This is a genomic window from Photobacterium sagamiensis (assembly GCF_050337085.1).
Classification (GTDB): domain Bacteria; phylum Pseudomonadota; class Gammaproteobacteria; order Enterobacterales; family Vibrionaceae; genus Photobacterium; species Photobacterium sagamiensis.
Genome location: NZ_JAKJSP010000072.1, coordinates 1 through 12,446, shown reverse-complemented (window position 1 = coordinate 12,446; position 12,446 = coordinate 1). Strand labels below are relative to the sequence as shown.

11 protein-coding genes and 1 pseudogene are annotated in these 12,446 nt (G+C 41.7%); 11 read left to right on the top strand and 1 reads right to left on the bottom strand.

Translation table 11 applies throughout. The features are described 5' to 3' along the window. Nucleotides 1-59: 59 nt before the first annotated feature. From yqfB to L4D76_RS25725, 11 genes and pseudogenes are all read left to right on the top strand, one after another. Nucleotides 60-362 carry a N(4)-acetylcytidine aminohydrolase gene (gene yqfB / locus L4D76_RS25775; protein WP_428443738.1) on the top strand — a complete coding sequence of 101 codons (303 nt, stop codon included), beginning with the start codon at nt 60-62 and terminating at the stop codon, nt 360-362. A gap of 272 nt (nt 363-634) precedes the next feature. Further along, nucleotides 635-847, top strand: coding sequence for a transcription antiterminator/RNA stability regulator CspE (cspE, locus tag L4D76_RS25770; RefSeq protein ID WP_107282525.1), 213 nt, complete (start codon nt 635-637; stop codon nt 845-847). 1,033 nt (nt 848-1,880) lie between these two features. Continuing rightward, nucleotides 1,881-2,120 (top strand): annotated as a pseudogene (locus tag L4D76_RS25765) (GNAT family N-acetyltransferase); the annotation flags it as partial. A 149-nt stretch (nt 2,121-2,269) separates the two neighbouring features. After that, complete coding sequence (locus L4D76_RS25760) at nt 2,270-3,571, top strand: serine hydrolase domain-containing protein (protein WP_428443716.1); 1,302 nt, start codon at nt 2,270-2,272, stop codon at nt 3,569-3,571. A 36-nt stretch (nt 3,572-3,607) separates the two neighbouring features. Beyond that, nucleotides 3,608-4,807: a serine hydrolase domain-containing protein gene (locus tag L4D76_RS25755; RefSeq protein WP_428443715.1), complete on the top strand. Its 1,200-nt coding sequence runs from the start codon at nt 3,608-3,610 to the stop codon at nt 4,805-4,807. A 15-nt stretch (nt 4,808-4,822) separates the two neighbouring features. Then, a complete protein-coding gene (locus L4D76_RS25750) occupies nt 4,823-5,197 on the top strand; it encodes a M48 family metalloprotease (protein ID WP_428443714.1) in 375 nt (124 codons plus the stop codon). A gap of 343 nt (nt 5,198-5,540) precedes the next feature. Further along, on the top strand, nt 5,541-7,469 hold the full coding sequence (gene thrS / locus L4D76_RS25745) for a threonine--tRNA ligase (RefSeq protein ID WP_428443713.1): 1,929 nt from the start codon (nt 5,541-5,543) through the stop codon (nt 7,467-7,469). 3 nt (nt 7,470-7,472) lie between these two features. Further along, complete coding sequence (infC, locus tag L4D76_RS25740) at nt 7,473-8,024, top strand: translation initiation factor IF-3 (RefSeq protein ID WP_428443737.1); 552 nt, start codon at nt 7,473-7,475, stop codon at nt 8,022-8,024. Nucleotides 8,025-8,119: 95 nt separating this feature from the next. Continuing rightward, nucleotides 8,120-8,314 carry a 50S ribosomal protein L35 gene (gene rpmI / locus L4D76_RS25735; RefSeq protein WP_006232269.1) on the top strand — a complete coding sequence of 65 codons (195 nt, stop codon included), beginning with the start codon at nt 8,120-8,122 and terminating at the stop codon, nt 8,312-8,314. Between the two features lie 43 nt (nt 8,315-8,357). Next, nucleotides 8,358-8,711, top strand: coding sequence for a 50S ribosomal protein L20 (rplT, locus tag L4D76_RS25730; RefSeq protein WP_428443712.1), 354 nt, complete (start codon nt 8,358-8,360; stop codon nt 8,709-8,711). Between the two features lie 493 nt (nt 8,712-9,204). Then, nucleotides 9,205-10,482, top strand: coding sequence for a trypsin-like serine protease (locus tag L4D76_RS25725; protein WP_428443736.1), 1,278 nt, complete (start codon nt 9,205-9,207; stop codon nt 10,480-10,482). Nucleotides 10,483-10,818: 336 nt separating this feature from the next. On the opposite strand, the gene L4D76_RS25720 is transcribed toward L4D76_RS25725, so the two are convergent. Further along, complete coding sequence (locus L4D76_RS25720; protein WP_428443735.1) at nt 10,819-12,183, bottom strand: acyltransferase family protein; 1,365 nt, start codon at nt 12,181-12,183, stop codon at nt 10,819-10,821. Nucleotides 12,184-12,446 lie beyond the last annotated feature (263 nt).

Sequence of the window (12,446 nt, the reverse complement as noted above, 5' to 3'; positions counted from 1 at the left end):
ATGCATCTACACCAAAATCCCCGACAAGCAACGATTCGATGAAAAATGCCCCTACCGTGATGACGTTCTTTGAGCGCTTTGAAGCCGATATTCTTTCAGGCAAGAAGACGATCACGATTCGCGATGAATCTGAGCGTGATTATGTACCGGATTCGCGCGTTGATGTCTCGACGTTCGAAGATGGCCGTGGCTTCTGCCAGTTAGATATTATCTCGGTTGAGCCAATTTTATTTGATGATTTAAGTCTCTTTCATGCCGAGCAGGAAAACATGACATTGGCAGAGCTGAAAGCCGTGATTCAGGAGATCTACCCGGGTATCGAACAGCTTTATGTGGTGTCATATAAGTTAGTGGCAAATTGAGCAACCAATAGGATACCGTTGTGGCCTGAAGACGAGAACGGTGGAAAGGTTGAAAATTGTGCTGTACAAAAAACGTACAGCTGTTATTATCTCGCTCAGTTCTTCAGAGAGTTATTAAATGCAGCATCAAGTACAAGTTAAACCTTTAGCTACTTATACATTATGTTTTGTGCCTATGTGTTTCCCTTATATTTATCGTAACATTATATAATTCAATACATTAGAATTTCGCGCTTCCGCGATTTTTCATGAATTTTAAATAAGGGGCATATATGTCTAATTCAACTACCGGCATCGTAAAATGGTTTAACGAAGAGAAAGGTTTTGGCTTTATCACTCAAGATAACGGCGGCGCTGACGTATTCGTTCATTTCCGTGCTATCGCTTCAGAAGGTTTTAAAACTCTAGCTGAAGGTCAAAAAGTTTCTTTTGACGTAGAGCAAGGCCAAAAAGGTCTTCAAGCAGCTAACGTAGTTGCTTTATAATTAGAAGCTTGTCTTCTGAAAAAAATGCTGGCTATGGCCGGCATTTTTTATATCTGACGTTTAAGCATTACTATTCTGGTGCCGTGTAACTTGAATAGGAGCAATAATAGCAGCCATTTGATTTTGGATAGACCTTTTTAGCCGCAGTTAAGGCTGTACTACAGGCTGTGTGGTAACCGAGTGGGTGGCAGTTTTCTTTCTTTGGAAGATAGCTACATGATGCACTATGAACCTCATGGTCTCCATTATCCTGTGCATTCTTGTTTACATAAAATAAACTCATAATTCCCTCTGACAATTAATATGCAATTTGTCCATCGAAAAATCACAGTACACCTAGAAAATCAAAGGGTATAGCTCTTAATTCAAATACTTAGATAACCGTCACTTTGATTAAGACGGAAATATGACGACCTACTGTATTACTAGTCGTTGAGCTGAACAACCACCAATTCTGACGGTGCCAAATAACCTATTAACGTAACGGGCATAAACACTCCGAACAAAACAACCAATCCCATCTGATCCAAGAATCCGTCCAGACAACAACAGACAAAGATCATTTGAAAGGCGAGCTTAGTCTGATTTGAATCGTTACGAGTGACTTATACCGTGGCAAGATTCCACCAATACTTGCAGGGTTTAAGTTGATTTTCTGTTTACTGAAAGCTTCTGATGAAAGCATATTCAGATAAATCAAATTTTGAGCATTTTATGCCTGTTTTTTTCTTTAACTGCTTATATCCGTTCGATCAATGTCAAATGCCTGACAGTTAGTAAATAAACAACCGTTTTTTTGTGTGCACTGTATTAGACACGTGGCACTAGAATGCCTGACAATGAGTGTTATGAGGATTGATGCACTGTTTGGTTGTGCTTATCCGGTGGCGGTTTAAATAAATGAACTCAGTCGTTGAATATAATGTGAAATGGTATAAGGGTATATGGGAATATCCGCAGCAAGTATTCAAGACATAAAAGAACTAAATATAATTGCTGAGAGAGCTGTTTTAACCTCAGTGACAGCGACACGTTTGGTTTTATTTTAATCAAGGATTATTGGAATTTATCAGACTTTTTTGTAAGTCCCGATAGTCACCAGAAAGGTATCGGAGGAAAGTTATTCAAAGCGGCAATTGAAATAAGCAAAAAACATAATGACACGGGCTATATATGTGTTAACTCATCTCATAACGCGATTGGATTTTATCGACAATTAGGTTTTAAAAACTTTATTCAAGAGAAAGATTTGCCCACTTTGTTACACCCTTGATATATCACTTCTAGCAAATAAAACAATAAGTTACATATGGTTTGAACTTATATGGCTTTAGCGCCGTGGTTGCGCTGTGTATTTCAAATAGGGTGTTTGTGTATTTGCCTTGCCATGTGACCAGTCAATTTAAGTATAGGGAAGTATTTATGAAATCAATATCCAGAAGGGATCTTTTAAAGGTCACATCTGTATTAGGCTGTACTGGTGTTGGGTTACATTTTGGTTACAATGCATTGAAAGATCCTTTGGTAAAGTTAGATGAAGCATTAAGCCGCGCAGTTAATGATTTGCCCGCTGCTAGTATTAGTGCTGCAATTATCAAAAATAACAAGCTTTATTGGTCAAAAAATTATGGGTATCAGGATATTCCCTCAAGAACATTAATGACGACAGACAGTGCTTGGCAAACAATTGGCTCTATATCTAAGCTGGTTGTTTGGACCGCAATAATGCGGCTTGTTGATCAAGGTGTATTAGATCTTCAAACAGACATAAGTGATTATCTTGGATTCAATCTGAGATCACCACATTATCCAGATTCGAAAATAACAATCCATAACTTGCTTACACATTCTTCTTCTCTCTCTTCACGAAAATTGATGTCGGCCCCTTATCCAATGGCTGATTCATTCTGCAGAGATAATTATGAAACCTTAGAAGCATGGGTGTTAAAGACACTACCACCGTCTGGCAGCCATTATTCGGCTGAAGCAGCATTTGATAACTATAAACCAGGGGACTATTCGAAGATAAGTAACGATCCTTTGGGGGTTATCGCTGGTTACTCGAATCTAAATGCCGTTGTTGCAGCATACATCGTGGAAAGAGCAACAGGATTAGATTTTAAGACGTATTGTGACAATGAAATATTTTCTCCTTGCGGTATGGTGCAAACGTCGTGGTCAAAAGAAAAACTACCTCAGTTGATAACTCACTATGAAGCAGAATCCAGCCCTCGATCGCCCATAATGGCGGTATACACAAAGGCTATGTTAGATCAAGGGTATGCATCTAAAGAGGCGGTATTAAATAAGGAAGGTAAAAAGTACATTGATTTTACCGACTGTGACTATTTTTCTTCTGTGTATCCCATGGGGCTACTAGGTACAAGTCTTCAATCATTTTTGCCCTTTTTATTAGCACACCTAAACGAGGGTAAAGTGAATGGCTATCAATTGCTAAAACCTGAAACGGTGAAAGAGATATTTAGTTATCAACGAAAAGATACCCAAATTGGATCTGAATTGGGATTAGGTTGGTTCAGGAATGCAGATAGCAAGGGAAATGTATCTTGGGGGCATGACGGTGGCGGCCCTGGCATACTTTCATCAGCCCATATTAACCCTGAACAGGGAACAGGTGTTGTCCTTTTTATTAATAATTTTCATGTGAATTACACGCTTCGTGCAAAGTTACTAAAAACCATGAATGAGATTGCGATAAGTTAATGATTTAATATTTATATACAGGGAGTTATAAGTACATTGAACAAGAATAATCACAATGAAAGGTCATTTAACCGATTGGTTGTATTGGTTACGGTTATATTTATTGGTTGTATTATAATTAAGCAATATACAGTGGATATGGATAACTTCAAGTGGACTCAGGATTCTACTCAAAATGATTGGATTGTGAGCCTGCCGGATGAAATGGGTTTTGAAAAAGAAATATTAATTGATTTACATCGGCATGTGATTATGCGTAAGGACAAAAGAGTACAGTCATTGCTAATAGCCAGGAATAATCAATTAGTTTTTGAACAATATTATTCGGTTAGAAGTGTAAGAGATGGCACTCCGATGCCCGTTTATTTTCCGCCATCTCCTGATACCTTTCACCAAATGCGATCAGTTACGAAAACAGTAACATCAACATTGATCGGCAATTTATTATATAAAAATACAATACCGAGCGTTAATGTTCCTTTATTTGACTATTTCACAAATGAAGATATGCAGGAAGCAGATAAGAGGAGAAATATTAAAATAAAACATGCATTGAACTTTAATAGTGGCTTGGATTGGAATGAATGGGGAGCCAGAAATAGTGATGCGATGAATATGTGGTTATCTTCTGATCCCTATGCTTATATCTTGAGTAAAGGGGTTGCTTATAAGCCGGGCGATAAATTTGTTTATCAAGGGGCGATGAGTGTACTTCTTGGAGGTGTTGTTGAAATAGTCACTGACATGAGCCTTAGGGAATACGCCGAACAAGCCTTATTCAATCCTCTTGGTATATCAAACTATGATTGGTTTGCTCATGAGGTCACCGGTGACTATTTAGGATCCTCTGGGCTTTATCTGCGATCACGTGATCTTGCTAAATTGGGACAACTATACTTAAACAATGGTATGTGGAATGGCCAGCAGATTTTTTCTGAACAATGGGCTAAGGAAAGTTTAAAACCCAAAGGTAAATTTTGGCCGGATAAAACAATAGAATATGGCTATAACTGGTGGTTCCCACTAATCAAAAATGATGGACAGCGCATTCATATTGGCGGGATGAGAGGGTATGGAGGGCAAGAAATGTTTATTATTCCAGAGCTTCAGCTCGTATTTGTTATTACATCAGGTGCTTATATCGGACAAGATGAAAACTATCCATTTGAATTAATAACAAATTACGTTTTACCATCGCTCGGGCTTAATAATACGGTCTATAAACCAAAGGTATAATAAAGCAATACCTGTATGCCTCAGCAAGGTTATCTTGAGGGTAATCATGCTGGAATATGTAGGGGGGCGCCATGCCTAGCAGCATACAGTCGCTCATGTGAACTGACGTGCGATCGTATTGCTGCTGAGTTGGTCAAAAACCAACATGCTAGTTTGTGTGCTCTTATTTCACTGGCATCTGGTAGCACGAAATTGATTTCACAGACGGACAAAGCAGCCTTTATTCGTCAAGAATTACGTGTGCCAGGCGTGTTTGGCTTCTTGCAGGAAGTGCTTTCAAGTCATCCCCGTAAGACTAAGCGCGTAATTGCTGTCGAGGATTTTTGTGGTGCTACTACAGGTTCATCGCTAACAAGTCGTGATGTGGAACGTGTCGTAGAGGGGGCTTAATTCAAGGCCGGTTTATCGAAAAACTGACTAATTAACACGGGAGCCTTTTGGCTCCTGTTTTTATATGGCCTGCGAAGGCGCTCTAATCGATTTGAATCGTTACGAGTGGCATAGGTGTCGCGGTAATTATGTACAACGTAAACGACTTATACGGATAGACATTGTTATTTCATGCCATTTCATTAGAATGTGTTCCTTCTTGAATACATTCTTGTTTTTTGTACCAAGAACAGTTCCAAAAAGTTCAAATCACTAAAGCGCCAACCGTAAGGTGCTGATTTTATTTGTATTTAATTAACTCAAGTGCTACTTGGTATGTGGCACCACTGTGAAGGACATTTTCATGCCTGTAATTACTCTTCCTGACGGTAGTCAACGTCAATTCGATAATGCTGTTTCAACTATGGATGTTGCTGCTGACATCGGCCCGGGTCTTGCGAAAGCTTGCATCGCTGGTCGTGTTAACGGTGAGCGTGTTGATGCATGCGATCTGATCGAAAATGATGCAAACCTAGAAATCATCACAGCTAAAGACGAAGACGGTCTGGAAATCATCCGTCACTCTTGTGCTCACCTGCTAGGTCACGCAATCAAGCAACTTTATCCTGAAGCTAAAATGGCAATCGGTCCAACGATTGATAATGGCTTCTACTACGATATTGACCTTGAGCAATCTTTAACACAAGAAGACGTTGATGCGATTGAAAAGCGCATGAAAGAGCTTGTGAAAACAAAGTACGCCGTTGTTAAGAAGAAAGTAAGCTGGCAAGAAGCGCGTGATGCATTTGAAGCGCGTGGCGAGACTTACAAGATTGAAATCCTTGACGAGAACGTTTCTCGCGACGATCGTCCAGGTTTATATCACCACGAAGAATACATTGATATGTGTCGTGGTCCTCACGTACCTAACATGGGCTTCTGCCAGAACTTCAAACTTCTGAGCGTTGCTGGTGCTTACTGGCGTGGTAACAGCGACAACAAAATGCTGCAACGTATCTACGGTACGGCTTTCCAAGACAAGAAGTTGCTTAAAGCGCACCTTACTCGCCTGGAAGAAGCAGCAAAGCGTGACCACCGTAAAATCGGTAAGCACCTTGATCTGTTCCACATGCAGCAAGAAGCGCCGGGTATGGTTTTCTGGCATCACAACGGTTGGACTATCTTCCGTGAGCTAGAAGTATTTGTACGTGAGAAACTGACTGAGTATGACTACCAGGAAGTAAAAGGCCCATTAATGATGGACCGCGTTCTATGGGAACGTTCTGGTCACTGGGACAAATACGCAGAAGCAATGTTCACAACAAGTTCTGAGAACCGTGAATACGCTATTAAGCCAATGAACTGCCCGGGTCACGTTCAGATCTTTAACCAAGGTTTGAAATCATACCGTGATCTACCGTTACGTATGGCTGAGTTCGGCGCATGTCACCGTAATGAGCCATCAGGTGCCCTTCACGGTATAATGCGTGTACGTGGTTTCACCCAAGATGATGCACATATCTTCTGTACAGAAAGCCAAGTGCAACAAGAAGTTACTTCTTGTATCAAAATGGTGTACGATACCTATCAGACATTTGGTTTTAACAACATTGTTGTTAAACTATCTACACGCCCTGAAAAACGCGTGGGTTCTGATGAAATGTGGGACAAAGCTGAATCTGATCTAACATTCGCTCTTGAATCTATGGAGATTCCATATGAAATTCAAGAAGGCGAGGGTGCATTCTACGGTCCTAAGATCGAGTTTACACTACACGACTGCCTTGATCGTGCATGGCAGTGTGGTACAGTTCAGCTAGACTTTGCATTACCAGAGCGTTTAGGTGCAACATATGTGGGTGAAGACAACGAACGTCATACCCCAGTAATGATTCACCGTGCTATTCTTGGTTCATTAGAGCGTTTCATCGGTATTCTTATCGAAGATTATGCAGGCTTCTTCCCAACATGGTTGGCGCCTCAGCAAGCTGTTGTGATGAACATTACTGACAGTCAGTCAGAATATGTACAAGAAATAGTGAAAAAATTGCAAAAATGTGGAATTAGAGTCAATGCGGACTTGAGAAATGAGAAGATTGGCTTTAAAATCCGCGAACATACTTTGAAGCGAGTGCCTTACATGCTTGTCTGTGGTGACAAAGAAGTCGAAGCAGGCGAAATAGCGGTGCGTACTCGCAAGGGTAAAGATTTGGGTAAATTCAAGATTGATGACCTTGTTGCATTCTTGCAGCAAGAGATTAGCAGTCGCAAGCTCAATGTTTTGGAGGAGTAAGGTATTAAAGGCGGAAGAAGAACTCAAGCACCAGTTAAACAAAATGCACACCGTTTAAACGGTGAAATTCGCGACGTAAGTGAAGTGCGTTTAACGGGTATAGATGGCGAGTCCATCGGTGTCGTTTCTATTGATGAAGCAACTCGTATAGCTAATGATGCTGGTGTGGATCTAGTCGAAATCAGCCCGAATGCCGAGCCACCAGTTTGTCGAGTGATGGACTATGGTAAGTACCTGTTCGAAAAGAGCAAGGCTGCTAAAGATCAAAAGAAAAAGCAAAAACAAATCCAGATCAAGGAAGTTAAATTCCGACCTGGTACAGACGAAGGCGACTATCAGGTAAAACTACGCAACCTGACTCGCTTTTTAGAAGAGGGCAACAAGGGTAAAGTCACACTACGTTTCCGTGGTCGTGAAATGGCCCATCAGAATCTTGGTATTGATCTATTAAATCGTATTAAGGCAGAACTTGAAGATCTAGCGATCTGCGAGAGCTTCCCTCATCGAGTTGAAGGTCGCCAAATGACTATGATGCTTGCTCCAAAAAAGAAGTAATTACGGCATTAAAGTAGCTAAAAGCGCTGCTCAGGCAGCGCTTTTGTTCGCCTGATTACTATGATTATTAACTATCAACAATGCGGAGTCTCATCATGCCTAAGATGAAATCCAACAAGGGCGCTTCTAAGCGCTTTAAGAAAACTGCTGGTGGCTTTAAGTTTAAGCACGCTACTAAGCGTCACATCCTGACTAAACGTACTACTAAGAACAAACGTCAGCTTCGTCCAAATGCAATCCTTCCTAAGTGTGAAGTGGCTGCAGTTGCTCGTATGCTTCCGTTCGCTTAATCGTTTTTAGTTTTATATTTTATTAATTAGTTAGGAGTCTCCTATGCCTCGCGTAAAACGTGGTGTACAAGCGCGTGCACGTCACAAGAAAGTTCTTAAACAAGCTAAAGGTTATTACGGAGCACGTTCACGTGTTTACCGCGTAGCTTTCCAGGCTGTTACTAAAGCTGGTCAATATGCTTACCGTGACCGTCGTCAGAAGAAACGTACTTTCCGTGCACTTTGGATTGCTCGTATCAACGCTGCTGCACGTCAAAATGGTATGTCTTACAGCCGTCTAATCAACGGTCTTAAGAAAGCGTCTATCGAAATCGATCGTAAGATCCTTGCTGATATCGCTGTATTTGACAAAGTTACTTTCACAGTACTTGTTGAAAAAGCAAAAGCTGCACTGTAATACAGTCTAGTTTTTAAGTGAAAAGGAGAGCCTCGGCTCTCCTTTTTTTGTTTCTACAAGCACAGTAAATGAGATTTAAAAGCAATACAATTTCCCCTTTCGCCTTATACTGGCATTCTTCCTATTACTTCCACGTTCTTAACTTTGCGATAGCACTCTGTTTAGTTTTTATTTTTCTTTGCAACTACCTACTGAATCGACCAATTTTTTTATCGCTAATGTTGAATTACACAATGTCGCTTCTGATCTTTGATCAATCAAAACCATCAGTGATGATTGTCACACGGGGTGCAACAAAGTGATCCACTGTGTCATTTATAAAATGATTTGTCTCATACTTCATTGATAATTAATCGTTTGAAATTTGGAATTAAAAATTTATCTGCTTGGCTTTCTGTGTGGTGTAACCAATTGGATTGGTTATACTTTTATCATTAACTAAGGGGATGTTAAATTGAAAAATATAGGGAAGTTAACGCTAGCGTTTGTGTTTTTGTGTTCTGGGCAAGCAGTTGCTAACTCAGGCGAAGATGCTGTTTCAAATTTCGAGCCTAGAATTGTTGGTGGGAAACCTGCTAATACGGTGGACTGGGGGTTTTATACACAAATTGTAAGCCGAAATAGTAATCGCTCATACTGTGGTGCGAGCTATTTAGGCGAAGGGTATGTCTTAACTGCAGCGCACTGCGTCAATGGTGATTCAGCCAGCCAAATAGCAGTCAAAGTTGGCGGATTTAAATACAATGGTACCGATGGTCAAAGAGCCAATGTGACCAATATTTACGTCCATCCTGACTTTAACTCACGAAATCTTGCGAATGATATTGCTCTATTAAAGCTCGACCGGGTGCCTACTGGTGCTCATGCGGTTGAAATTGCGCAGGGATCTCTTAGCCAGTATGCCGGTGTTGGTGATTTGCTGTCAGTAGCGGGCTTAGGTCGACTTCAAGAGGGAGGGGTTTCCCCTTCAGTATTACAGGAGGTTGACGTGCCCTTAGTGTCGGATGCAACATGCCGAACTGCCGGCGGCAGTTATGCCAATGTCGGTGATGTGTCATTTTGTGCCGGTTTACCACAAGGGGGCAAGGACTCATGCCAGGGCGACAGCGGTGGGCCAATCGTTATCAACCGCTCAGGAACCATTACTCAATTAGGTATCGTTAGCTGGGGGATTGGTTGTGCTCGGCCAGGAAGTTACGGAGTGTATAGTGATATCGCGGCACTGCGTAATTGGGTCGATGGAGTCATTGGCAACCAATCAAACAATCTGTCGGTGGGATACATCAAGAACCAAACGTTATCTGCCTTTGAGCTAGGTGCAGTTAAATCCCATACCTTTAAAGTAGATAATACCGGCACGACCAGTTTTACTGTCAGCAATATTGATTTAGCTTACAGCGGTGTAGCTAAACAACCTGTGATAAGTGTTGATACCTGTTCTTCAACAACCCTATTAGCCAGTCAAAGCTGCTCTGTAGCTGTTGAATTTGGTGCTTCTGCTACTGGTACAGCGAAGGTGGCGTTAAACTTCTCTACTGATAACAGCAGTACTATACATACTGCAAACGTCAGCGCTACAGTGACAACATCCGGTAACACTGATATTTGTGACGGGGTATGGGATATAACGACGGTCTATAATAGTGGCGACCGAGTGAAGTGGGCTGATAAAAGTTGGGAAGCTCAATGGTGGACTCGCGGTGACAATCCATCAGAGTCAGGCCTCTGGGGAGTGTGGCAAGAAGTCGCCCCAGCTAATTGCGGTGGTTAAAGTGACGCATGGATGGATGCGTGGGACAAACTGTAATCCCCATCTGGCATTTAATCTGAGAGTTAATTAAAACGATGCAAGCCGGGCAAGAGCTCGGCTTTTTGGATCCTGTTAATAATACTTAGCGTTACCATCTGCTTTTTAATACACTGTTATTCCATTGAAAAAGCCAACAAGGATTGTCATGGCTAGATCTGGTTCCACCTCGAGCAGTAAAAAAGTTCTCGTCACAGGTTTAAGCAGCTGAATTGTGTTATTTGAAAAGAAATTCATAGGGTTAAGTCAATATTAGCAAGCAGGATTCTGCATTTGCTTGCTAATGTGTGGTAGTGATCTTTAATGATTAGGGATAACTTGTTCTCTGGTATTTACGTTTGGCATATAGAGCCATTTCTGCAGGCCGAGAGTTATACCAACAGAAAAAACAAAGAGCAGACTAAACGTAACTACCGGGCTGGATAGTACTGAAATAAACGGATTGGCCCCTTCCTGATAGAGGCTTCTCAGCATCTCTAGTACACCGCTAGCAGAAAGGGCTAACCAATAGCCAGAGACTGCTGCTCCGACAATAATATGTTTGATAATCGGAATCGATTTTTGGTCGCTGACAGGAGCTAGCCATCGAACAAAACCGTAATAGACCATGCTACATATACAAACTGCAATAAACACTGTCATTGGGTTCTGGCTGTTAAACAAGTTCTCGCCCTGGCCGTTTGGGATATATATAAATAACAGCCAGAACGCACTGAGTACCATAGCGGATTCTCGGTAGGCGCTAAGGGTTTGCTTGCCAAAGCAACGTCGGAATAAACTGCGGATGGCAAAATAGAAAGTAAGATTGACTGCAAGGGCGAGAGGAACCAGAAGTATTTGTAGGGTAAGATTGCTACCAACCACGGCTCTTACTTCGGGATCTGAAAAGACGCCCATGAACCAGAATACGGACATAACCATGCTGTTTAATACCCCATGGTTCAGGTAGATTTCACCACTGTGCTCCCCGATCTTAGCGAACCATGATGGTTTGTTTACTGTGGGCAGAGTCAGAGCCAGTGCGATGAAGGAGAGCGTGACAGGAAGAGTCATGATGTAATAGTCAGCGATGATCCCGCCGTGACCCTGGATCAACCATAAACCTTCAGCAACCGACAAGCCTGAAAAAAGAACTGTTCCCAGCAGATAGACTGGCCAAGGTAGTTTCTTGATTAAACTCACTGCATTGATTTTGGCCAGTTGATATCCGAGGGTTACATAGAAAAGGCCGAAAAAGAGCGGATCACGGGAATTGATAAAGAAGGTGTTTGTTTCTGGATTAAAAATCTCAAACGGCAGGAGTGGTTGATAGGACTGGCCGCTTAGTCCTATCAGGTGCAGCAGGCTGGCGACCACAAACAAGACTGTGCTGGTATTGAATTTTTGGGCGATATATTGAATTAGCACGGCAATTGTTAATGCCGGCATAAACCACATAATTTCAGAGCCGAAAGTACCGTGGTAGAACATCGCGGTAAATGAATACGGACGCCAAAACTGATAGCCAACACCGAAAAGTACAAAATAAATTAGGGTCCAGCTGAGATACATCCTGATCAGCTTGGCCAGATAGCGTTTTGTATAAGCACCACTGTCAGTCATGCTTTGGAAATAATAAAGATAGCCTGCCACAACAAAGAAAAACGGTACCGCAAAACGTGCCAGAATATTTAGGCTAAGTGCCTAAGGAAAACCAAATTCATTAAGCTACACTTTTATTATCACCTGACACACGCCGATTGAACCGCACGATGCAATGTACTGTACAGCTAACTGAGTTTGAACGTCATACCCTACAGCAACTGTCGTTGAACCATATACACCGAGATATCCGCACTCGAGCCGCAGGAATATTATTATTAGCTCGTATGCTTACGCCTAAAGAGATCGGCGCTGAACTTTGTGTCACTCCTAGAGTGGTATATAAC

Excerpts from the sequence above, each read along its gene's own strand:
- yqfB (WP_428443738.1), top strand. The coding sequence starts at position 60 with ATGACGTTCTTTGAGCGCTTTGAAGCCGATATTCTTTCAGGCAAGAAG.
- cspE (WP_107282525.1), top strand. The coding sequence starts at position 635 with ATGTCTAATTCAACTACCGGCATCGTAAAATGGTTTAACGAAGAGAAA.
- L4D76_RS25760 (WP_428443716.1), top strand. The coding sequence starts at position 2,270 with ATGAAATCAATATCCAGAAGGGATCTTTTAAAGGTCACATCTGTATTA.
- L4D76_RS25750 (WP_428443714.1), top strand. The coding sequence starts at position 4,823 with ATGCCTCAGCAAGGTTATCTTGAGGGTAATCATGCTGGAATATGTAGG.
- thrS (WP_428443713.1), top strand. The coding sequence starts at position 5,541 with ATGCCTGTAATTACTCTTCCTGACGGTAGTCAACGTCAATTCGATAAT.
- rpmI (WP_006232269.1), top strand. The coding sequence starts at position 8,120 with ATGCCTAAGATGAAATCCAACAAGGGCGCTTCTAAGCGCTTTAAGAAA.
- rplT (WP_428443712.1), top strand. The coding sequence starts at position 8,358 with ATGCCTCGCGTAAAACGTGGTGTACAAGCGCGTGCACGTCACAAGAAA.